Raw genomic sequence first — 23,025 nt, 5'->3', positions numbered from 1 at the left:
GAACGTTTGTTTTTCTCTATGGTTCACAATTGGCGAATAAAAAAAGCGATCCCTCAATCGGAATCGCTCTGGCATGTAAGCAGCGGAAAATTAAAGATGTTTGTTTACAAGCTCTTGAAGCGCTTCTTTTGGTTTGAAGCCGACTGAAGTTTCAACTACTTCGCCGTCTTTTAACACAAGAAGAGTCGGGATGCTCATAACGCCATATTTTCCGGCAGTTTCTTGGTTTTCGTCTACATCGATTTTTACGATTTTCAGTTTGTCTCCCATTTCTTGATCCAATTCTTCAAGAACAGGTGCAATCATTTTACAAGGTCCGCACCAAGGAGCCCAGAAGTCTGCCAGTACGACGCCTTCGCTTGTTTCAGCTGAGAAAGATTGATCAGTTGCTTTTACGATAGCCATTATTGAATTCCTCCAATGTGAAATGATGATTTTTAGTATAGCATCTCCCATTCGTTCACGCTATTTTAATGCTTACAAATTATTTTTTCCTGATCACAGCCGGTTTACTCATTTTTATATGGTTGAATGGGATATGCTCTTTTTTTAAAACACAAATCTGATAATGGCCCCGATCACTACAATTGCCCCAATAATCATTAAAATGGTACGAAGCATAGGATCACATCTCCTCTTCACTGTCATGTACTTTACCATGCCCTGCCGGAGCTGTTTTAAAACCTGAAAAAGAGCGCCGGCATGAAGCTCCGGCGCTCTTGCGCGATTAAGAATCAGCACGCAGCGTAAGTAAGACGACTGACATTGGCGGGAGTTTTACTTTCAGTTTGTTTTTGCTGAGCGTGTATTGCCTGAAGGATTCCGGTTTGACATGATGAGGATCGTCAAACGTATTATGCGCATTCATTTTTTCTGCCGTAAGAATGACTCCGGAATGGTCCGCTGCCTTGTGTAGACCCCTCAGCTCGATTTCCGCCTCCGCTTTGTTTTGGTGATCGATGTTGCAAATTGTGATATTGATATCGCCTTCAGCTTGTTTCGACGCTGAAATGCTGATTTGCGGAAGCGTTTCACCGTTCCATTCATAGTCGGCAGACATTGTCTCTGTGGCTAAAAGAGAAGCGTCCTGGTGCACCTTAAACATATTGAATACATGGTACGTCGGTGTCAAAAGCATCCGCTCTCCCTCAGTCAAAATCATCGCTTGCAGAACGTTTACTGTTTGGGCGATGTTGGCCATTTGCACCCGGCGGCAATGTTGATGGAAAATGTGGAAATGAGAAGCCGCCACCAGTGCATCACGAATGGTGTTTTGCTGATATAAGAAACCGGGATTCGTGCCTGGCTCGGGATCAAACCACGTGCCCCATTCATCAATAATCAGCCCGACCCGCTGCTCCGGATCGTACCGGTCCATAATCGTGCCGTGTTTTTGAATCAATTCATCGATGTATTTGGCTTTTTTCATCGTAATAAACCATTCATCTTCCGTGAATTCTGTGGCTGATCCTTTGCCCTTCCAAAAATCCCCCGGAATCGTGTAATAATGAAGACTCAACCCGTCCATCAGGCCAGCGGCTTTTTTCATAAGCACGTCCGTCCAATTAAAATCATCCACATTTGCGCCGCCTGCAATTTTATAAATGTCATTCCCGCTGTAATTGCGGACATAAGTCTGAAAACGCCGGTACAGATCTGCGTAGTATTCGGGATGCATGTTGCCGCCGCAGCCCCAGTTTTCATTGCCCACGCCGAAATATTTCAGCTTCCAAGGTTCTTCTCTTCCATTTTGCTTTCTCCAGTCTGACATCGGCGTGCCTTCTTCAAATGTCATATACTCAATCCACTCCGCCATTTCCTGAACGGTTCCGCTTCCGACATTGCCGCAAATATATGGCTCGCATTCAAGCAGCTCGCAAAGCATCATAAATTCATGCGTTCCGAATTCATTTGATTCAATTGTACCGCCCCAGTGAGTGTTCAGCATTGTCTTACGGTCACCGACACCGTTTGCCCAATGGTATTCGTCCGCAAAACACCCGCCCGGCCACCTGAGGACAGGAATGTGCAGCTGTTTGAGCGCCTCCAGCACGTCCTTTCGTATCCCGTTGATATTGGGGATGTCTGAGTCCGTTCCAACCCAGATCCCCTCATAAATCCCTCTTCCTAAATGCTCAGCAAAATGACCGTATATATTTTTGTTAATGGTTCCTTTTACGATATCTGTTTGAATCACTGCTTGATGTTCAGACATGCCTCTGATCATTCCTTTCATACGGATATGAAAAGCACCACAGTCAAATATGTGATCTGTCTTTTGCCTGAGGAGTCAGCATGAATGTAAGCGCTTTTAAAGTAACCATATTATATATGTTCGTACATGTCAACGACATTTTCTATTGTTTTTATATTTGTACGTATGTATTTATAAATATGAAAAAAATCCCGAACTTTTAAAGTCCGGGATTTCCTTTATGAGTGTATATTCAATTGTTTGAATTCCTCAGTTAATAACGGGACAACTTCAAATAAATCACCGACGATGCCGTAATCCGCTATTTTAAAGATATCGGCTTCGGGGTCTTTATTGATGGCGACGATCACCTTGCTGTTTGACATGCCGGCCAAATGCTGGATGGCGCCGGAAATGCCGCATGCAATGTACAAATCCGGAGTGACGACTTTCCCGGTCTGCCCGATTTGGAGCGCGTAATCGCAATAATCAGCGTCACATGCCCCGCGAGAAGCCCCGACTGCGGCCCCTAGCACCTCTGCAAGCTCCTGCAGCGGCTGAAATCCTTCCTTACTTTTGACTCCTCGGCCGCCCGCAACGATAATTTTTGCTTCGGAGAGATCAACGCCGTCAGCTGTTTTTTTCACGACCTCTTGGATAACAGTGCGGAGGTCAGTAAGAGAAACATCAATGCTTTCGATGCTCCCCGATCTGCTGGTGTCTTTTTCTGAAGCTTGAATGTTATTGGGGCGAATTGTTGCAAAGATCATCGGATCGGTTGAAATGACGCGTTCAAAAGCTTTCCCCGAGTAAATCGGCCGTGTGAACACAACATTCCCTCCGGTAACGCTTACATCTATAGCATCAGAAATTAAGCCTGTTTGCAGCCGGGCAGCAAGCTTCGGTGAAAGATCCTTGCCCATTGCCGTATGCCCGAAGATGACTGAATCAGGATTTTCTTGCTCGATAACACCTCTCATGACTTGGCTGTACCCGTCTGCCGTGTATGTTTTCAGCTTCGGGTCCTCAGCGGTAAGAACTTTATCTGCTCCGTAATGAATAAGCTCTTGTGCAATGCTTTGTACATTTTCACCGATGAGAACACCGATGACTTCCCCATCTCCTGAAATGGTTCTTCCTGCAGCTATTGCTTCAAAGGTGACATTCCGCAATTCCCCATCGCGTATTTCTCCAAGCACGATCACTTTTTTTCCCATTCTAACATCCCCCTGTTTCTTTGAATGTCCAAGCTTTAAATGACTTTAGCTTCGCTGCGGAGCAATGAAACAAGCTCTTTTGCCTGTTCAGCAGGCTCACCTTGGAGAAGCTTCCCAGCTTCTTTTTTCGGCGGCAGAAAACGTTCAATGGTTTTCAGCTTTGGTTCGGCATCCTCTTCGTCCAGGTCAAGATCATCAAGTTCAAGCTCTTCAAGCGGCTTTTTCTTAGCCTTCATAATTCCCGGAAGCGATGGATAGCGCGGCTCGTTTAAGCCCTGCTGAGCTGTGACAAGCAATGGGAGCGTCGTTTTGATTTTTTCAACATCCCCTTCGACGTCCCTTTCTGCTTCTGCATCAGTGCCGTTGATTTCGAGTTTGGTGATCGTAGTGATACACGGAATGTCCAGTAGCTCGGCAAGCCGAGGCGCCACTTGTCCTGATCCTCCGTCAATGGCAACATTTCCGCCGAGAATCAAATCAAACTCCTGATCCTTCATATAGTGGTATAAAACTTGAGAAATGGAATATTGGTCGGGTTCTTCAAGATCATCTTCTATGTTGATTAAAACAGCTTGGTCACAACCCATGGCAAGCGCCGTACGCAATTCTTTCTCCGCTTCTTCACCGCCGACCGTGACAGCGGTGATCGTGCCGCCATGCTTTTCCTTCAGCTGGATGGCTTCTTCTATCGCGTACTCATCATATGGATTAATGATCCATTCCGCTCCGTCATCCTGAATCTTTCCTGTTTCAATGACGATTTTTTCTTCTGTGTCAAACGTCCGTTTCATCAGTACAAATAGATTCATGATCATATCCCCTTTTATTCGCCTTTGAACTGAGGCTTTCTTTTTTCGAGAAATGCCTGGATGCCTTCCTTGGCGTCCTCTGACTCAAATGCTTCCCCAAATCGCTTTGCTTCAAGCTTTAAGCTGCCTTCATAGGAATACACCTTGTTGGAATAAAGAAGTTCAAGCAAAGATGCCAGCGTTTGCGGGCTTTTCTCTGCAAACTTAGCGGCAAGTGCTTTTGCTTTTTCAAGCACTTCTTCCTCATCTTTTGCTCCAATTGAGACAAGTCCGAGATCAAGCGCTTCTTTTCCGGATATCGGTTCTCCTGATCCGATGAGCTCTAATGCTTTGGCTGTACCGACATATCTCGGAAGGCGCTGTGTCCCCGCAAAACCTGGAATGATACCGAGATTAAGCTCCGGGAGCCCCAGCTTAGCATCTTCTGTTGCGATTCTGATATGACAGGCCATCGCAAGCTCCAGCCCGCCTCCGAGTGCAGCGCCGTGAATCGCTGCGATAATCGGTTTTGGAAAGCTTTCGATTCTCTCCATTAACTGCTGGCCGCGCTCAGCGAGCAATGAGGAATCCTCATTGCCTTTAAGCGATGTAAATTCTTTAATATCAGCGCCGGCTGAGAAAAATCTCCCCTCGCCGTGAATGATAATGCTTCGTACGCCTGCATCTGTCTCACATTGATCAAGACAGGAAGACAGCTCTTCTAATATCCGGCTGGAAAGCGCATTTGCCGGCGGATTGTGAATCGTCAAAACTGCCACAAATTGATCAACTGCCAGTGATATTGCATTCATAGGACAGAACTCCTTTACTTATTATGAATTCCGGACACCAATAATTCTAAAACGCTGTCTGAAAGCGCAGCAAGATCGTACTTTTGGTCATTCATCACCCATGTTGTCACGGTTTCGTCAATCGTTCCAAAAATCATCTGCCGGGCGAGGCGGACGTCGAGGCCTTCTTTTAATTCGCCTGATTGTATGCCTTCCGTCAAAATGCCATCCAAAATATTTAAGTAGCCTTTTAATATTTCGTTGATTTTTTGGCGCAGCTCCAAGTTGGATTGGCGGAGCTCAAGCTGCGTGACAATTGCGAGATTATGGTCACCCGCTAAAAGGGAAAAATGCTTTGAAATCACAAGCGCCAATTTCTCTTTCGCTGTTGCTTTTTCTTTAATGTCCTCTTCCATCCGCTCAATAAATTGACCCATTTTTTCTTTGAATAGAGAAATTAAAATATCTTCTTTGTTTTTAAAATAGAGATAGATGGTGCCGTCCGCTACTCCGGCTTGTTTGGCAATTTTGGATACCTGTGACTGGTGGTAGCCGTTTTCTGCAATGACTTCTACTGCTGCATCAATAATCTGCATATACTTTGGCCGTTTTTGCTTCAATGTTCATCGTTCCTTCCTATAGAAATGAATGACTATTCATTCATAATTTTATGATAAGAAGGATTTTCAGGTTTGTCAAGTTTATTCATGGACGTTCTCTTTTTTTATTTGATATGATGATTTTCGGTTTCTTCTTCAAGTAAACGCCTTCTTAAAATTTTTCCCACCGCCGTTTTCGGCAGCTCTTTTCTGAACTCATAGGCTTTGGGCACCTTATAGGGAGCTAGACGTGATCTCGCAAAATCGTCCAGTTCTTCTGCATCGGCTTTTGCGCCTTTCTTTAATACGACAAATGCTTTTACTGTTTCTCCCCTGTAGGAATCGGGAACGCCTACGACAACAATTTCCTGGATGGCTTCATGTTCATAAAGCGCTTCTTCTACCTCACGCGGGTAAATATTGTAACCGCCGGCAATGATGATATCCTTCTTCCTGTCAGCAATATAGAAAAAGCCTTCTTCATCCATATAGCCCATGTCCCCGGTGAACAGCCAGCCATCTCTCAGCACTGCGGCGGTTTCCTCTGGTTTATTCCAGTATCCTTTCATGACTTGCGGACCTTTTACAATGATTTCTCCATGCTCATACGGAGCGGCAAGCTCACCCGTCTCTTCAGAATAGATCGCAGCGTCCGTACTCGGCCAAGGACAGCCGATACTGCCCGGCTTGTTTTTTCCCCAGATAAAGTTGGCGTGCGTCACTGGGGATGCCTCAGACAAACCATAGCCTTCCACAAGCTTTCCGCCAGTCACCTTTTCAAATTTCTGCTTTACCTCCACGGGGAGCGCGGCTGATCCGCTAAGACAGCTTTTAATGGATGACAGATCATAATGCTGCAATTCGGGGTGATGCAAAAGGCCAATGTAAATTGTCGGTGCGCCAGGAAAGAGCGTCGGTTTGTGTTTGTCGATGATTTTAAATGTTTCGAGCGGATCAAACTTAGGAAGAAGAATCATTTCGAAGCCTAGTTTAATCGAATAGTTCATGACTGCCGTCAGTCCGTAGACATGAAAAAACGGGACGATGCCCAGCACTTTTTCAGCGCCTTCTTTCACGTCATACATCCAAGCGGCGCACATTTCAGTATTTGCCAAAATATTTTGGTGCGTGAGCATGACCCCTTTTGGAGCTCCGGTTGTTCCTCCGGTATACTGGAGGACAGCGATATCATGCTCAGGATCGATCTTCGGGATTGTCAGGAGTTCAGTTTTTTCCTGCTTCATACTGGAAGCGAACGTGTGAATGTTAGCTGTTTTGTCAAAGTCGATATGCACTTTTTGTTTTTGCGTCAGCGGGTAAAGAATATTCTTCGGAAAAGGCAAATAGTCTTTTACGCTGGTTATCAAAATCTGGTCAACTATTGATAACGTTTTCATTTTTATTGCCTTCGGGAAAAGCAAATCTAAGGTGATGATTACACTTACCTGAGCATCTCTAAGCTGGTATTCAAGCTCATGCTCGGTATAAAGCGGATTCGTCTGCACCACGATGCCACCGGCAAACAAGACGCCATAATAAGAAATCACTGTTTGCGGGCAATTGGGCAGCATAACAGCCACTCTGTCTCCTTTTTGCAGGCCATTGCACTGCAAAAAAGCTGCAAGTTTAAGAGCATCCGTCAGAATGTCATGAAAGGTGAGTTTTTTTCCATAAAACGATATTGCGGTTTTATCAGGGAATCGTGCGGCGGAGTCTGTCAGGATGGATTGCAGGGTTTTATTCGGCAACGGAAGCTCATGCGGGATATCGTTGGGATACTCGGCAAGCCACGGCTTTTGAGACTGCATAAAACCTCCCCTTTCGATTTTAGAGATCCACCTTATCATTATAGCAGATGGACGGCAAAAAAAAGAAAAAGAAAGGTAAATCTTTCTTTTTCTCATAATATGAACAGATATATAAGACCAATTAACAAAAAGATTCCCGCCGCGGCGAGCAGTATTTTCGCAAGCTTTTCCATTTATTCTCCGTCCCCTTATATTCCGGCTGCCACCACAAAAGAAAGCCCGACAGAAATGACAAATGAAATAAAGCCGACAGCCCGGTTATCATTCTCGATTTCCTGATCAATTTTAAACCGCGGAGTCAAAAACTCAAAAATAAAGTAGCTGATCAGAAGCATAACAAACCCGTAAACGCCCCAGCCGATCATTTGCAGCAGCGAATTATGCTGGGAGATGGAATGCTGAAATACGTTTGCGATTCCCAAAATTTTTCCGCCGGTCGCCATTGCCACCGCAAGATTTCCTTTTTGAATCTCTTCCCAGTTTTTATAAGCCGTCACCAGCTCAAACACAGTCAAAAAGAGGACGAGGCAGAGAACCGCGACACTGTAATATGCCGCGATTTCCACAAGCTCGTTTTCCCAAAAATCACTCATGGCCATACTCCCTTTTATTTTAGTTCAACAACCGTAACGCCTGATCCTCCCTCACCTGCTTCACCGAAACGGGAACTTTTGACGCTGCGGTGGTTTTTCAGAAGATCCTGTACGCCTTTTCTTAAAGCGCCGGTTCCTTTTCCGTGGATGATTGACACTCTTGGATATCCGGCTAACACCGCATCATCCAAGTATTTTTCAACCCGGCTGAGGGCATTTTCATAGCGTTCGCCGCGGAGATCAAGTTCAAGCGATACGTGATAGTCCTTTCCCTTGACCGCTGTAATGATTTTTTCTTTTTTTGGCTCCGGAGCTGATTTGATAAACTCCAGATCTTTTTCTTTTACTTTCATCTTTAAAATACCGATTTGAACATTCCATTCATTGCCGCCTGTTTTTTCGAGCAATGTTCCTTTTTGCCCGAAAGTGAGGACTTTCACCTCGTCGCCAGGCTTAAAGTCGCGTTTTTGCGCTTTCGGCTTTTCCGGTTTCTTGGACTTTTCAAAAGCCGGCATAGCGCCTTCTAACCGTTTCTTCGCGTTAATCAGCTCGTGATCCTTGAAGGATTTGTGTTCTTCTTTTATGGAGCGCAATTCATGAATAATGTCCTCGGCTTCTTTCATTGCCGCTTTTACTTTTTCAGCAGCCTGCTGTTCTGCCTCTTCAAGCATTTTGTCTTTTTTGCTGTTAAGCTCGATGATTTGCTGCTGCAGCTCTTTATGCAGTTTTTCCGCTTCTTTTCTGATTGATTCTGTCTCAGAAAGCTCTTCTTCCGCACGTTTTTTGCTTTGTTCCAGCGACGCAATCATCGTATCGACTTCGTTATGCTCGGCCGTCATTTCTGACTTCGCCTGCCCGATGATATGGTCCGGGAGCCCGAGGCGTTTTGAAATTTCGAAAGCATTGCTTCGACCCGGAACACCAATTAAAAGTTTATAGGTCGGTGACAGCGTTTCGATGTCAAATTCAACGCTGGCATTCATGACGCCTTCTCTGTTATAGCCGTACGCCTTCAATTCCGGATAATGCGTCGTAGCTAACACTCGTGCATTGGTGCGATGCACGTCATCCAAGATGCTCATGGCGAGGGCCGCTCCCTCCTGCGGATCTGTCCCTGCACCAAGTTCATCGAAAAGCACAAGGCTGTTTTCATTGACCTGTTCTAAAATGCCGACAATGTTTACCATATGGGATGAGAACGTACTTAAACTTTGCTCAATCGACTGTTCATCACCGATATCAGCGAATACGTGCTCAAATACTGCCGCTTCTGACCCTTCATCTGCCGGGATATGAAGACCTGACTGCGCCATTAAGGTTAGCAGGCCTAACGTTTTAAGGGTGACTGTTTTCCCCCCGGTGTTTGGCCCTGTGATGACAATGGTTGAAAAATCGCGGCCAAGCTCGATGTCATTGGCAACAACCTGATCAGGCGGAAGCAATGGATGGCGGGCTTTTTTCAAACGGATAAAGCCGGTGTCGTTCATAATCGGTTTTGTCGCTTTAACCGCTTTTGCATATCTAGCTTTTGCAAAAATAAAGTCAAGCGTCTGCAGCACTTGCAAATCTAGAAATAGCTCCTCTGTATACTCTGCCGTTTTCTCTGTCAGCACACGCAAAATCCGTTCAATTTCTTGCTTTTCTTTCACTTTCGCCTGCTGAAGGGAATTGTTCATATCTACAATCGCCTGCGGTTCAATGAATAGTGTCGCACCAGAGGATGAGGTGTCGTGCACAATTCCTCCATAGCTGGATCTGTACTCCTGTTTGACCGGGATCACAAAGCGGTCATTCCGAATCGTAACAATCGTATCAGACAGCATTTTCGATGCGGAAGAGGAACGCAGCATCGACTCTAACCGGTCTCTGACTCTTGATTCGAGTGTTCTGAGCTGTGTGCGGATTCCTCTTAAAGTTTCCGATGCATGATCAAGCACTTCTCCGTGATCATCAATGCAGGAATTAATGTCCCGCTCTAAATCGGACAGCGTGATAAGCTGTTCAGCATGCTGATGGATCAGCGGAATGTCGACACCGTCTTCAGCCATTTGGGTGATAAAATGTTTCATTTGTTTAACTGCATAAAGCAGGCCTGAGATTTCAGTGAATTCAGAAGGACTGAGAACGCTGCCGATTTCCGCCCGTCTTAACGCTCCTCTGATATCTACAAGGCCGCCAAATGGCGCTTGGCCTCTCAGCCGGATAATGTCAGAAGCTTCGTCTACTTCATCCAGCTGTTTTTTGATTTCGTCTATAGAAGCAGAAGGCTTAAGCTCGAGAAGCATTTCTTTTCCGAGCGATGAAGCGGCATGCCCAATAACCTGTTCTTTCACTTTATGAAATTCAAGAGCTAATAATACTTTTTGCTGCACGATTGTGTGAGCCTCCTTACTTAATCGTTGCGCTTCAGAAATGCCTCTACGTCTTTAAGCGACCGGGCATTCAGAACGTTTTTCGTTTCCGTCCATCCTTTGCGCGCGGCAGTAACGCCAGTTTTCATATCGTCTAACATCTCAATATTATGGGCATCAGTATTAATCACCAATGTAACCCCTTGTTCGTTTGCTTTCATTAAATGCTCTGTGCGCAGATCAAGGCGCGCAGGGTTGGCGTTGAGTTCAAGCGCCGTATTTGTTTTCCTCGCAAGCTCAATCAGCTGATCAATATCGATTTCGTAACCGGCCCGTCTGCCGATAAGGCGCCCGGTCGGGTGTGCGATAATGTCAACATGCTTGTTTGTCAGTGCCGTCTCAAGCCGTTTCATAATCACGTGTTCCGGCTGATTAAAACTGGAATGAATCGATGCAATAACGATATCCATTTCCGCAAGCACATCGTCATCATAATCGAGCGTACCGTCAGGCAGGATATCCATCTCAACGCCTTTCAAAATACGGAAGTTTTCAAACTCTGCATTCAGCGCATCAATTTCTTTTGCCTGCTGCTTAAGTCTTTCTGCAGTAAGGCCGTTGGCGACCTTTAAATATTGTGAGTGATCGGTGATCGCCATGTATTGATAGCCTTTTTTGATGCAGGCTTCAGCCATCTCTCTGATCGAAAATGCGCCATCGCTCCACGTTGAGTGCATGTGGAGATCACCTTTGATTTGCCCGGGTTCTATCAGTTCAATGCTGTCGCTGTAGGTTTCCACTTCCTGTCCGCTTTCACGAATTTCCGGCGGAATCAGCGGCAGGCCGAAGTGCGCATAAAATTCACGTTCACTCGGAAATGTTTTGATCTCTCCGGTTTCAACTGTCTCAACGCCGTATTCACTGATCCGCTCGCCGCGTTCTTTGGCGATTTGGCGCATCTTAATATTGTGATCCTTTGATCCCGTAAAATGATGGAGTGTTGTCGGAAACTGCTCTTCCGTCACAAGACGGAAATCGACGCTTGTTTCATATTCAAAGGAAAGGATGACGGACACCTTCGTATCTCCGCTTGCGATCACGCTTTTGATGTTTGGCAGCTCAAGAAGCTGCTCTCTTACTTCAGCCGGATGATCTGTAGCAATGATATAATCCAGATCCTTCACCGTTTCCCGCGCTCTGCGGAGACTTCCGGCACGAGAAAATTTGATGATATGCGTAAATTGAGAAAGATGCTCCTCAATTTCCCGCGCGATCCGGAGGGCGTAGCCGATCGGGAACCGTTCAGGCTGTTTTCCGGCTTCCCCGAGCGCCTGTAATATTTTTTCTTCCGATTTTTTGCCGAAGCCCGCAAGACCTTGTACCTTTTGCTGTTCACAGGCTTCCTTCAGAGATTCTGCATCATGTACGCCGAGCTCTTTATATAGCTTTGCGATTTTTTTGCCGCCGAGCCCCGGCAGCTTCAATAAAGGCACGAGTCCTTCCGGCACTTCTTTCTGAAGCGATTCGAGCGTGCTTGACTTTCCTTCATCTATATACTCTTTAATGACGCTGTACGTTCCTTTTCCAATGCCGGACAGCGACATCATATCGTCCATTTCTGATAAGCTTCGGTCGTCCTGTTCCAGGGCTGCCGCCGCTTTTCGGAAGGCGGATACTTTAAACGGGTTGTCCCCTTTTAGTTCCATATAGACTGCAATGGTTTCAAGCAGCCGGATAATATCTTTTTTATGCATATCATAACCCCCAGACGTTCACATATGTTTCCATCATACTTGAAAAAAACTTCTCCGGACAAGAGAAGTTTTTTTATGCCCCGTACTGTGTCCACAGCTCTTGTAGGAGCCCTGACAAGTATGGTGTATGGTTAATGATCACATTTGCGAGGGACGATTGCCCCATCATTTGCTGCAGTGCATCTACCGGCAGAACGGATGCGACATACAGCAGCACAAATGTAAATAAATAGACTTCTAGAAAACCGAGAACGGCGCCCAGCATCTGGTTGATTTGTTTAATCACCGGAATGCCGGCTACAATACTCAGGAACGAGCCGATGATTCTCAGTAAGATTTTAGCAATGATAAATAAAACGATAAACGCAATCGCATTATAGTACGCTGCTTCCAAATTCCCCGTAAAAAAAGAAAGAGCCGGCTGTCCCGCTGAAAAATCGGGTGCGGGAATCCAATGTAAATGCGGTGCCACGTTTTTATAGAATAAAGCCGCAAAGGCAATTGATAAAATAAAGCTCGTCAAGCGGATAAACTGCAGGATAAAACCGCGTTTTAACCCCAGTAAAGTCCCCATCAGGAGCAAGATTAAGATGATGATATCTAGCATAGTTGTTCAATCCTTTTCTTTAAGCTGACGCTCCAGTTTTTCACATTTCTCTTGTAATTTGACATAATCGTGCACCACATTTACCGCTGTCAGCACTGCAAGTTTATTTATATCAAGGTATGGATTTTTTTCATTGATTTCTCTCATTTTATCATCAACAATTCCGGCGACATACCTCATATGGGCTCTGCTTTCTTCACCGACAATCGTGAAGTGCTGGCCGTAAATGTCAACGGTTGTTTTTGTTTTTTTGCCGTCAGACAACGTTTCTCCTCCATTCCGCGAGAATCCTAGTTCTTATCATAACACGTTTATTAAATGAATGGAAAGACGAGCCTCCCGCTGTTATGATACACTGGTATATACAGCGAAAAGTGTAAAAAAAGGAGATTATTACGTGTCCCATTCAGTGATAAAAGTATCGTTGTCTGCTATTGACCAAATGAAAATGACATACAGCGGTTCGCTTACAGCCTCTGTTCCGCAGGGAGCCGTTTTTCAGGCGAAACCGCCCGGCTGTACCATTACAGCATATAAATCAGGCAAGGTCTTGTTTCAAGGCAAAAACGCAGCGGCAGAATCCGCGCGCTGGGGAACAGCAGAGCCGGAAAAGAAGAAAATGGCCAAAAAGCCGGCTGATCCCCGCTATGCCCCTCCGGCAGATATCGCCGGAATGTCTGTTATCGGTTCTGACGAAGTCGGAACCGGAGATTACTTTGGCCCAATGACGGTTGTATGCGCGTACGTCGACAAAACCATGCTTCCTTTAATGAAGGAACTCGGTGTTAAGGATTCTAAAGATTTAAAAGATCCGCAAATCATCGAGATTGCCCGAAACCTGATCAAAACTATTCCATATAGCCTGCTGGTTTTAAAAAATGAAAAGTATAACAGCATGCAGGAAAAAGGCATGAGCCAAGGGAAAATGAAAGCTTTGCTGCACAATCAGGCGATCACCCATTTATTAAGAAAATTGGATGGAGTAAAGCCTGAAGCCATTTTGATTGACCAATTCGCTGAGCCAGGCGTCTACTTCAATCATTTAAAGGGCAGAGACATTGTGAAGGAGCGGACCTATTTTAGCACAAAAGCTGAAGGTATTCACCTGGCTGTCGCCGCTGCTTCAATCATTGCAAGATATTCGTTTTTAATGGAAATGGATAAACTATCACGCGAGGCAGGAATGACGCTTCCAAAAGGGGCCGGTCCTCACGTCGATGAAGCGGCCGCCAAGCTGATCCTCAAAAAAGGGGCATCTGCACTCAGAACCTTTACAAAACTCCATTTCGCCAATACGCAAAAAGCGCGGCGCCTTGCTGATAAAAAACGTTCATAGAAAAAAGCTTGCAGATTTCTCTGCAAGCTTTTTTATCAGCCTCTTAAAACAGCTTGATATGTGTCTTCTAACGCTTTCAGCACTTTGCTGTGCGCCTTTGTCACTTCTTCTTCAGTCAGTGTTTGTTCAGGGTTGACATACTGGAGTGAGAAAGCGACTGACTTCTTGCCTTCCTCCATATGTTCGCCTTCGTATACGTCAAAGACGGTTACCTCTTTCAGAAGCTTTCCGCCAGCCTCTTTAATGACGCTCTCGAGCTGTCCGCTTGTGACGGTTTTATCTGTTACAAGGGCGATATCACGTGTCACAGACGGATATTTCGGAATCGCCGTGTAAACAAGAGGTGCTGTTTCTGCTGCGAGCAACGCATGAAGATCGAGCTCAAATACGTATGTTTCCTTTATATCCAGTTCTTTTTCCAATGAAGGATGGACTTGGCCGATGAAGCCGATCAGAGAACCATTCAATAAAATGTTCGCTGTTCTGCCCGGATGCAGCTGTTTGCGTTCAGACTGTACAAATTCAATGCTGTCTAGGACGTTGAGTTTGTCTAACAGCCCTTCTACAATTCCTTTGACAACAAAGAAATCAACTGGTTTCTTTTCACCCTGCCATAGCTGCTTGCGCCATAATCCGGTAACAGCTCCTGCTACGCGTTCTGTTTCAACAGGTTTTGTGTCCTCTTCCTTCGTCAGGAAAACGGAGCCGACTTCGTACAGTGCAACTGAGTCAGTCTGCCTCGCGATGTTGTAAGAAACAGAATCAAGCAGATTCGGAACAAGACTGTGTCTGAGAATGCTTCTTTCTTCACTCATTGGAAGCGCAAGCACAGTATTCAGTGATTTTTCAATCGCAAACGCTGCCGCTTTCTTCTCGTTTGTCAGTGAGTAAGTGATGGCTTGTGATAAGCCTGCGCCTTCAAGGAAGCGTCTGACTTTACGGCGTTTTGCCTGGTATGGCGTTAATCCGCCTGTAGTTCCCGCTGTCTCAGGAAGCGTAGACGGAATGTTATCGTAGCCGTACAGTCTTGCCGCTTCTTCGATTAAATCCTCTTCTATTGTAATGTCGCCGCGGCGTGATGGGACAGTCACAACGAGAAGTTCACCCGCTTCACCGACCGTAAAACCGAGACGTTTATAAATGCTAATCAGTTCTTCTTTACTGATCGTCAGGCCTAGAACGCTGCTCACTTTATCAGCAGATACGTGAATGTTATTTGCTTCGATTGTCAGGTGATCTTCCTCAACTGTTCCAGCAAGCACCTCACCGCCGGCATACAGATGGATCAGCTGCGCAGCCCGTTCTGCTGCAAGACGTACGCGCGCCGGATCAATTCCTTTTTCAAATCTTACGCTTGATTCACTTCTCAAACCAAGGTCTTTGGAAGCCTTGCGAACCGTCTGCCCGTTGAAATACGCAGCCTCAAGCAAAATCGTTTTCGTATCTTCCTGAACCTCTGACTCTGCTCCTCCCATGACACCCGCAACGGCCTGCGCTTTCGTTCCGTTTGTAATGACAAGGTGATCGGCGGACAGCTTACGTTCTTGATCATCAAGAGTTACGATCATTTCATTCTCAGCTGCTTTTCTTACTACCACTTCCTTAGAGCCAAATCTGTCATAATCAAACGCATGAAGCGGCTGTCCGTATTCCAACAGGACAAAATTTGTGATGTCAACGACGTTGTTGTGCGGACGAATGCCTGCATTCATCAGCTTTGTCTGCATCCAAAGCGGTGACGGAGCAATCGTGACATTTTTAATGATTTTTGCAGTGTACAGCGGGTTCGCTTCTTGATCTTCAATTTTGACTGAAATGTAATCAGACGCTTGTTCTGAAGCAGCCGGGTAATCCGTTTGCGGAAGCTTTACCTCAGTGTCTAAAATCGCGGCAACCTCGTAAGCAACACCAAGCATGTTCATGGCATCCGCGCGGTTTGGCGTTAAACCCAGCTCAAGAATCGCATCGTCAAGCTGTAAAGCCGCTAAGGCATCGCTTCCTGTTTCAGCGTCATTCGGGAATACGAAAATGCCTTCTGCATACTCCTTCGCCACAAGTTTGCTTTCAATACCAAGCTCCTGTAAGGAACAGATCATGCCGTTTGATTCTTCACCGCGAAGCTTAGCTTTTTTGATTTTGAAATTGCCCGGCAGCACCGCTCCGACTGTTGCAACTGCGACTTTTTGTCCCTTATCCACATTCGGCGCACCGCAAATGATTTGTACAGGGGCTTCAGCTCCGATATCCACAAGGCACTTATTCAGCTTATCAGCATTCGGGTGCTGCTCGCGCTCCAGCACATGGCCGATGACAACGCCTTTGATGCCTTCTCCTTTGTATTCAATTCCTTCAACCTCAATACCGGCTCTTGTAATTTTTTCAGCAAGAACAGCCGGGTCCATGCCTTTTAAATCAACATAATCCTCTAACCATTTATAAGAAACAAACATCCTTGCATCCTCCTCTTACGCCTGTTTAAACTGCGAAATAAATCTGACATCGTTTGTATAGAAGTGGCGGATATCATCAATGCCGTATTTCAGCATCGCGATGCGCTCAACACCCATTCCGAATGCGAAGCCCTGATATTCCTTCGGATCAAAGCCAGCCATTTTAAGCACGTTCGGGTGAACCATGCCGGCGCCGAGGATTTCAATCCAGCCTGTTCCTTTACAGACTGAGCAGCCGTTCCCACCGCATTTAAAGCATGTCACATCCACTTCTACTGAAGGCTCAGTAAACGGAAAGAAGCTTGGACGGAGTCTGATTTCGCGGTCTTGCCCGAACATTTTTTTCGCAACGAGTTCAAGCGTTCCTTTTAAATCACTCATGCTGATGTTTTTGTCAACGACAAGCCCTTCAATTTGCATAAATTGGTGAGAGTGCGTCGCATCATCGTTATCACGGCGATATACTTTACCCGGGCAAATGATTTTAACGGGACCTTTGCCTTCATGCTTTTCCATCGTACGTGTTTGGACAGGAGAAGTTTGCGTTCTCATCAAAGTTTCCTCTGTGATGTAAAAGCTGTCCTGCATATCGCGCGCTGGGTGTTCTTTCGGAAGATTGAGCGATTCGAAGTTGTAGTAATCCGTTTCAACCTCTGGCCCTTCCTCGACTGTGTAGCCCATACCGATAAATAAATCTTCAATTTCTTCAATGACAACAGTGAGCGGATGGCGGCCGCCGACTGCAACAGGGTTCCCCGGCAGCGTGACGTCAATTGTCTGTCCTGCAAGCTTCTGCTTCATTTCCTCTTCTTCAAGCTTCTCGTTTTTGTCAGCAATCGCATTGGCAATACGCTCCCTTACTTCGTTCGCGAGCGCCCCCATTTTTGGACGTTCCTCAGCAGAAAGCTTGCCCATTCCGCGCAGCACTTCTGTAATCGGCCCTTTTTTTCCGAGATATTGCACCCGAATATCATTGACAACCTTCAATGAGCTTGCCGCTTCTACTTGTTCTAAAGCTTCTTGTTCCAGCTGTTTTAGCTTTTCTTCCATTTTGCATCCTCCTTTTATGTAAACAAACCGTTCATATGTCTTTGGAAAATAAAAAAAACCCGTCCCTTGTACAAGGGACGAGTTGTGGCCGCGGTACCACCCTTATTTCAGACAGACTGATGCTGTCGTCAGCTTCATTGACATAACGGAATCAGATTCCGGTTCACCTTTACGCGCATGTGCACGGTCCCGGCGACAACTCAAGAGGTGAAGCCAATTTCCGGCTGCGTTAAAAATGCTCTCAGTCAGCGGCATTTTCTCCCTGGAAAGCAGTTGATCAGAAATTGAGGTCCTCTGTCACGGTTTTTGAAATATTATGTTCTATTATAGAGAAATCCAACGCTTGGCGCAACACTATCCTCGCAAGTAATACACGAGGATGGCAGCCGCAACCGCAACGTTTAGTGATTCAGCCTGTCCGTAAAGCGGCACGTACAGGTTCAAATCCGTTTTTTCCAGCAATGCAGCATCCACCCCTGCACCTTCATTTCCTACAATGAGCGCAAAGGATTCAGACTGAGGGATCTCCTGGTAAGGCGCTCCGTTTTGCAACGCCGTGCCGTATACTTTTACGCCCTCTGCCTTCAATTCGTCCACATATGAAGGCAGGTTTCTTCTCACAACAGGAATATGGAAGTGAGATCCTTGAGCAGATCGCAGTGTTTTTCCGTTAAAGGCGTCCGCCGTGCCGTCACCGAGTACAACCGCATCCAAACCGGCCGCATCAGCCGTTCGAATCATTGTGCCAAGGTTTCCCGGATCTTGAACAGCGTCAATCAGCAGCACCTTGCGTGCCGTTGCCAGCTTTTCTTCAGGCATATGGCACACAGCGGCAATCTGCTGCGGCGTTTCGGTTTCAGTCACAGCTGAAAACGCATCTTCACTCAGCATATAGCACTGGATACCAGTCTCAAGATCTGAAGGAATCTTCGTTTCATCCTTTACAAGGATTTCTTTCACAATGCCCGGGCTTTTCAACGCCTCTTCAACGAGGTGTTCTCCCTCTATCAGAAATGTATTTGTTTTTGTTCGTTCTTTTTTTGTGTGAAGCTTTTTCCAATCCTTCACTTTTTGGTTTTTTGCCGATTCTATTTGTTTCACTGTCTATGTGGCGCTCCTTTTTTTAACATGATGTTATTATATCGCAAGAACAGCACATAATAAACCAGGTGCAGGGTTAGAATATACGTATTACATTTTAGAAAAAGGAGCGTTTTACATGGATCTTAATTTACGTCATGCCGTCATCTCCAATGTCACCGGTAATAATCAGGAGCAGCTTGAGCATACAATCGTAGATGCGATTCAAAGCGGAGAAGAAAAAATGCTTCCAGGGCTCGGCGTTTTATTCGAAGTCATTTGGCAGCACGCATCCGAAAGTGAGAAAAACGAAATGCTGAAAACGCTTGAAGGCGGATTAAAACCCGCCGAATAAGACATGAAACCGGGTGACAGCGCCCGGTTTTTTTCTTATATAATAAAAACATGATGAGGGGGAACGCCATGTTTTTACAGCCGTTATTAGCGAAAAAAATTATTGCTGAAGTTAAAAAAATGTACGAACGTGAAGTCATTATTGTAAACACGGACGGTCTTATTATGGCAGGCACAAACGATGAGCGTGTCGGACAATTTCATGAGGGAGCGCTTATCTGCGCAAAAGAAAGACGCAGCGTGATTATTACAAAAGAAGATGAAACAAGATTAAAAGGAGTGAAAGCAGGCATAAACCTCCCTGTATTTTTTGACCATGATGTGATCGCCGTCTTCGGGCTGACAGGTGAGCCTGCAGAGATTCAGCCATTCGGAGAACTGCTTCGAAAAATGACAGAGCTGTTCATTAAGGAATCGCGGCACTTAGAGCAATCCCAGTGGCGTGAGAGAATGCTGGAGTCCTTTATGATCGATTGGCTGCAACTATAGGAGTGGTCTCCCAGTTTTCTTGAGAAAGCTCAACTTCTTGGTGTTGACCTTTCCTCCCGGCGCCAAATGATTCTTATTCAGGGGTATGAGTGGTCACGTCATGATATTGAAAAAATGGCACGCATCTGGAAATCATCGTACCCTGCGGATTTGTTCATCAGGTGGGGAAATGAACGGATTTTGATTAATCATGAAGTGCCGCAGCATGAACAAAGGGATCGGCTTTTACGGAAAATCCTTCACATTTGTTCGTTTGCCAATACCGCAAGCAGCCAATATACAGCAGCTGGCGCCGGAAGAGCTGTCGCAAGCTCCAGCCTGACAGAGTCATACGAGCAAGCGGAAAAAGCGCTGGCTGTCAGCCTTAAGCGAAAAACGCCCATATTTGAAGAGGATCTGAAGCTTGATATGTGTCTGACGGAGATCAGCCCGGGAACCCGAAACGAATTTCCGCAAAGAGTATTAGGAGATGCGCTAGAGCATCAGGAACTTATGAATACGATACGGACTTTCTTTCATCACGATTTGTCTTTGAAACAAACCGCTGAAGACATGCATATACACATCAATACATTGCGTTATCGTCTGTCTAAGGCTGAACAGCTGACGGGTTTACGTTTTGACCGTACCGAGGACATCGTCACGATGTACGTTGCCCTCTATTTTTTAGATCAAGATACAAAATAGAGAGAGTTTCAGTTTCATTTTTTGTATGTTTCTCCATGGAAGGCTTTGCTTTTTTTCTTTTACAATAGATTGAAAGCGTTTTTTGACAGGGGGATGGGTGAAATGATCACCAAGGATGTAAAGGAGCAGCTGATTCGGGTCTCCGGACCAGAAAACTTTGATGACTCGAATGCCGGCCGTCTCGTCTATTCATATGATGCGACGCCTCAGTATCAGTCTATGCCTGATGCCGTGATTGCTCCGAGGAATACTGATGAAGTATCACGCATTTTAACAATTTGCAGCGAACATCGAGTGCCGATCGTTCCAAGAGGATCAGGGACAAACCTGTGCGGCGGCACGTGCCCGACTGAAGGCGGACTTGTGCTTCTCTTTAAGCACATGAACCGGATTCTTGAAATTGATGAAGAAAATTTAACTGCCACAGTTCAGCCGGGCGTTATTACGCTGGATATGATCAAGGCAGTTGAAAGCAAAGGTTTGTTTTATCCGCCCGATCCGAGTTCTATGAAAATATCAACTATCGGCGGCAACATCAATGAAAATTCCGGCGGGCTCCGCGGATTAAAATACGGCGTCACCCGCGACTATGTTATTGGACTGGAGGTTGTGCTCGCAAATGGTGACATCATCCGCACCGGCGGAAAACTCGCAAAGGATGTGGCCGGATACGATCTCACACGTCTTTTTGTCGGCTCAGAAGGAACACTCGGCATTGTGACAGAGGCAATCGTCAAGCTCGTTCCAAAGCCTGAAACAAAAAAGACGCTGCTTGCCCTATATGAAAATATCGATGCCGCTGCTCAAACGGTATCAGACATCATTGCCGCAAAAATCATACCCGCCACACTTGAATTTCTCGACCAGCCTACACTTTTGGTGATTGAGGATTATGCCAAAATCGGACTTCCGACAAGCGCAAAAGCAGTTTTGTTAATTGAACAAGACGGGCCATTTGAAACTGTTGAACGGGATATGGAAAAGATTGAGGCGATCTGCAAAAAAGGCGACGCCGTTTCCGTTCAGACCGCACAAACAGAGGAGGAAGCGTTTGCCCTGACTGAAGCCCGGCGTTCTGCACTTTCTGCCCTAGCCCGCCTCAAACCGACGACGATTTTAGAGGATGCGACCGTTCCTCGCTCAGAAATCGCCAATATGGTTAAAGCGATTAATGATATTGCTGCTAAATATGATATTTCCATCTGCACCTTTGGCCATGCGGGAGACGGGAACCTTCACCCGACATGCACGACAGACATAAGAAATAAGGATGAAATGGAACGTGTCGAACAGGCTTTTGCCGAGATTTTTGAGAAAGCGATTGAACTTGGCGGGACGATAACCGGAGAGCACGGAGTCGGGGAAATGAAAGCGCCTTACTTGGAAATGAAGCTGAAAAAAGAAGGCATTGATGCGATGAAAGCGTTGAAAGCGGCATTTGACCCCCGGAACATATTAAATCCGGGCAAAGTGTTTGCGAAAGATGCCAGAAAACGTGTGGTGGCGGAAAGATGACAACAGAAAAAGAAATGAAACAGATCCAAAATGAATTTAAAGAGCGTATGGATGAAGGCGAGTTATTAAATTGTATGCGCTGCGGTTTCTGTCTTCCTTCCTGTCCGACCTATATCGAATCGGGATTTCAGGAAACACACTCTCCGCGCGGGCGCATCGCCTTAATGAAAGCCGTAGCCGACGGTATGATTGAACCGGATGAAGATGTCGAACGGTCGCTGTCACTTTGCCTCGGCTGCCGCGCCTGTGAGCCTGTATGCCCGTCTGGCGTGAAATACGGGCAGCTGCTTGAGGAAGCCAGAGATATTATCCACCAAAATAAAAAACACTCGCTTGGTGAACGTGTCATGCGAAAGACGGCTTTTCACGAGCTGTTTCCGCATCAAAACCGCATGCGCTCAGCTGTAAGCCTTATCGGTTTGTATCAGCGTTCAGGACTGCAAACCGCTGTGCGAAAATCAGGCATGCTTCGGGTCCTGCCTGAGCATTTGCGGACGATGGAAGCTGTTCTTCCTGATGTTCCAAAAAGCAAAGACATGAAACATCGGCCGCGTTTCCTGCCGTCCATTGGCCCCATGAAAAAACGGGTCGCCTTTTTTTCGGGCTGCTTAATGGATACAATGTTTTTACCGACCAACAACGCCACATTGAAGCTTTTACAGCTGGCAGGCTGTGACATTGTCATTCCGCCTGAACAGGCTTGCTGCGGGGCGCTTCATGGACACAGCGGTGAAAAAAACACAGGGAAAGAGCTCGCGAAACAAAATATCGCTGCTTTCGAAGCATTAGACGTGGATGCAGTCATTACAAACGCAGGAGGATGCGGAGCCTTTCTGACCGAATATGATCATTTGCTGAAGGATGACCCGGAATGGTCGGAGCGGGCCGCCGCTTTTGTTCAAAAGCTGAAGGATTTTTCTTCTGTTTTGGTTGAACTCGATTTCCATCAAATGGACTTAGCGCTCGAGACGCCTCAGGTCGTTACCTACCAAGATTCATGCCACCTAAGAAATGTAATGCATACGTCGCTTGAGCCCCGCCAGCTTCTTAAAAGCATCAAAGGGGCGGAATTCAAAGAAATGGAGAAAGCAGACAGCTGTTGCGGGTCAGCGGGAATTTACAACATCGTCGAAGCTGAAATGTCTATGAAAATACTGGACAGCAAAATGGCTGCCGTCAAAGCAACCGAAGCGATCCTCATTGTAACAGCAAATCCCGGCTGCCTGCTGCAGATGAAGCTCGGGATTGAACGCGAAGGACTAAGCGGTAAAGTCAGAGCCGTTCACCTGGCTGATTTGCTATTGGAAGCAGCCGGGCACAAAACATCATGAGAAAGCCCAAAACAGACATTGTTTTGGGCTT

The 23,025-nt window shown here is 46.1% G+C and carries 19 protein-coding genes and 2 pseudogenes; 6 read left to right on the top strand and 15 right to left on the bottom strand.

Annotated elements, in window-relative coordinates:
• Nucleotides 1-90: 90 nt before the first annotated feature.
• From trxA to zapA, 12 genes are all read right to left on the bottom strand, one after another.
• Nucleotides 91-405: a thioredoxin gene (gene trxA, locus SB658_RS01235; RefSeq protein ID WP_003222500.1), complete on the bottom strand. Its 315-nt coding sequence runs from the start codon at nt 403-405 to the stop codon at nt 91-93.
• Between the two features lie 322 nt (nt 406-727).
• Nucleotides 728-2,215: an alpha-L-arabinofuranosidase AbfB gene (abfB, locus tag SB658_RS01230; protein WP_015483534.1), complete on the bottom strand. Its 1,488-nt coding sequence runs from the start codon at nt 2,213-2,215 to the stop codon at nt 728-730.
• 218 nt (nt 2,216-2,433) lie between these two features.
• A complete protein-coding gene (gene etfA / locus SB658_RS01225; RefSeq protein ID WP_004398999.1) occupies nt 2,434-3,411 on the bottom strand; it encodes an electron transfer flavoprotein subunit alpha in 978 nt (325 codons plus the stop codon).
• Nucleotides 3,412-3,446: 35 nt separating this feature from the next.
• The gene (etfB, locus tag SB658_RS01220) at nt 3,447-4,220 is read right to left on the bottom strand and encodes an electron transfer flavoprotein subunit beta (RefSeq protein ID WP_014480500.1); all 774 of its coding nucleotides are present in this window, start codon (nt 4,218-4,220) and stop codon (nt 3,447-3,449) included.
• 14 nt (nt 4,221-4,234) lie between these two features.
• The gene (locus SB658_RS01215) at nt 4,235-5,011 is read right to left on the bottom strand and encodes an enoyl-CoA hydratase (RefSeq protein ID WP_017696681.1); all 777 of its coding nucleotides are present in this window, start codon (nt 5,009-5,011) and stop codon (nt 4,235-4,237) included.
• A gap of 14 nt (nt 5,012-5,025) precedes the next feature.
• Nucleotides 5,026-5,610, bottom strand: coding sequence for a fatty acid metabolism transcriptional regulator FadR (gene fadR / locus SB658_RS01210; protein WP_014477593.1), 585 nt, complete (start codon nt 5,608-5,610; stop codon nt 5,026-5,028).
• A 104-nt stretch (nt 5,611-5,714) separates the two neighbouring features.
• Entirely contained in the window at nt 5,715-7,397 is a 1,683-nt protein-coding gene (lcfA, locus tag SB658_RS01205; RefSeq protein ID WP_144500649.1) for a long-chain-fatty-acid--CoA ligase LcfA, read from the bottom strand.
• 188 nt (nt 7,398-7,585) lie between these two features.
• On the bottom strand, nt 7,586-7,990 hold the full coding sequence (locus SB658_RS01200) for a DUF350 domain-containing protein (RefSeq protein ID WP_003237674.1): 405 nt from the start codon (nt 7,988-7,990) through the stop codon (nt 7,586-7,588).
• A 14-nt stretch (nt 7,991-8,004) separates the two neighbouring features.
• The gene (locus tag SB658_RS01195) at nt 8,005-10,362 is read right to left on the bottom strand and encodes an endonuclease MutS2 (RefSeq protein WP_410601030.1); all 2,358 of its coding nucleotides are present in this window, start codon (nt 10,360-10,362) and stop codon (nt 8,005-8,007) included.
• A gap of 20 nt (nt 10,363-10,382) precedes the next feature.
• Nucleotides 10,383-12,095 (bottom strand): DNA polymerase/3'-5' exonuclease PolX, encoded by a 1,713-nt coding sequence (gene polX / locus SB658_RS01190; protein ID WP_015384310.1) that lies wholly within the window; start codon nt 12,093-12,095, stop codon nt 10,383-10,385.
• A 73-nt stretch (nt 12,096-12,168) separates the two neighbouring features.
• Nucleotides 12,169-12,702 carry a CvpA family protein gene (locus SB658_RS01185; protein WP_003229537.1) on the bottom strand — a complete coding sequence of 178 codons (534 nt, stop codon included), beginning with the start codon at nt 12,700-12,702 and terminating at the stop codon, nt 12,169-12,171.
• Between the two features lie 6 nt (nt 12,703-12,708).
• Nucleotides 12,709-12,966, bottom strand: a complete 258-nt coding sequence (gene zapA / locus SB658_RS01180) for a cell division protein ZapA (protein WP_003229534.1) — start codon at nt 12,964-12,966, stop codon at nt 12,709-12,711.
• A gap of 133 nt (nt 12,967-13,099) precedes the next feature.
• Between zapA and rnhC the strand changes: the two genes are divergently transcribed.
• Nucleotides 13,100-14,038, top strand: coding sequence for a ribonuclease HIII (gene rnhC, locus SB658_RS01175; protein WP_144500647.1), 939 nt, complete (start codon nt 13,100-13,102; stop codon nt 14,036-14,038).
• A gap of 35 nt (nt 14,039-14,073) precedes the next feature.
• On the opposite strand, the gene pheT is transcribed toward rnhC, so the two are convergent.
• On the bottom strand, nt 14,074-16,488 hold the full coding sequence (gene pheT, locus SB658_RS01170; RefSeq protein WP_144500646.1) for a phenylalanine--tRNA ligase subunit beta: 2,415 nt from the start codon (nt 16,486-16,488) through the stop codon (nt 14,074-14,076).
• 15 nt (nt 16,489-16,503) lie between these two features.
• On the bottom strand, nt 16,504-17,538 hold the full coding sequence (gene pheS / locus SB658_RS01165) for a phenylalanine--tRNA ligase subunit alpha (RefSeq protein WP_004398818.1): 1,035 nt from the start codon (nt 17,536-17,538) through the stop codon (nt 16,504-16,506).
• 82 nt (nt 17,539-17,620) lie between these two features.
• Here pheS and SB658_RS01160 point away from each other — a divergent pair.
• A pseudogene (locus SB658_RS01160) lies at nt 17,621-17,826 on the top strand (hypothetical protein).
• A 66-nt stretch (nt 17,827-17,892) separates the two neighbouring features.
• Here SB658_RS01160 and SB658_RS01155 read toward each other — a convergent pair.
• Nucleotides 17,893-18,639: a TrmH family RNA methyltransferase gene (locus SB658_RS01155; protein WP_032726352.1), complete on the bottom strand. Its 747-nt coding sequence runs from the start codon at nt 18,637-18,639 to the stop codon at nt 17,893-17,895.
• Between the two features lie 118 nt (nt 18,640-18,757).
• On the opposite strand from SB658_RS01155, the gene sspI reads away from it, so the two are divergent.
• The 4 genes and pseudogenes from sspI (at nt 18,758) to SB658_RS01135 (ending at nt 22,994) form a co-directional block, all read left to right on the top strand.
• Complete coding sequence (sspI, locus tag SB658_RS01150; RefSeq protein ID WP_021480275.1) at nt 18,758-18,973, top strand: small acid-soluble spore protein SspI; 216 nt, start codon at nt 18,758-18,760, stop codon at nt 18,971-18,973.
• A gap of 68 nt (nt 18,974-19,041) precedes the next feature.
• Nucleotides 19,042-20,148, top strand: a pseudogene (locus tag SB658_RS01145) (CdaR family transcriptional regulator).
• Between the two features lie 102 nt (nt 20,149-20,250).
• Nucleotides 20,251-21,663 (top strand): glycolate oxidase subunit GlcD, encoded by a 1,413-nt coding sequence (glcD, locus tag SB658_RS01140; RefSeq protein WP_038828004.1) that lies wholly within the window; start codon nt 20,251-20,253, stop codon nt 21,661-21,663.
• Entirely contained in the window at nt 21,660-22,994 is a 1,335-nt protein-coding gene (locus SB658_RS01135; protein WP_074794638.1) for a (Fe-S)-binding protein, read from the top strand. The genes glcD and SB658_RS01135 overlap by 4 nt, the downstream gene beginning before the upstream one ends.
• Nucleotides 22,995-23,025: the final 31 nt, after the last annotated feature.

This window comes from Bacillus sp. SIMBA_008 (assembly GCF_046535495.1).
GTDB classification, from domain to species: domain Bacteria; phylum Bacillota; class Bacilli; order Bacillales; family Bacillaceae; genus Bacillus; species Bacillus subtilis.
This window is presented reverse-complemented; position numbering and strand designations above follow the sequence as displayed.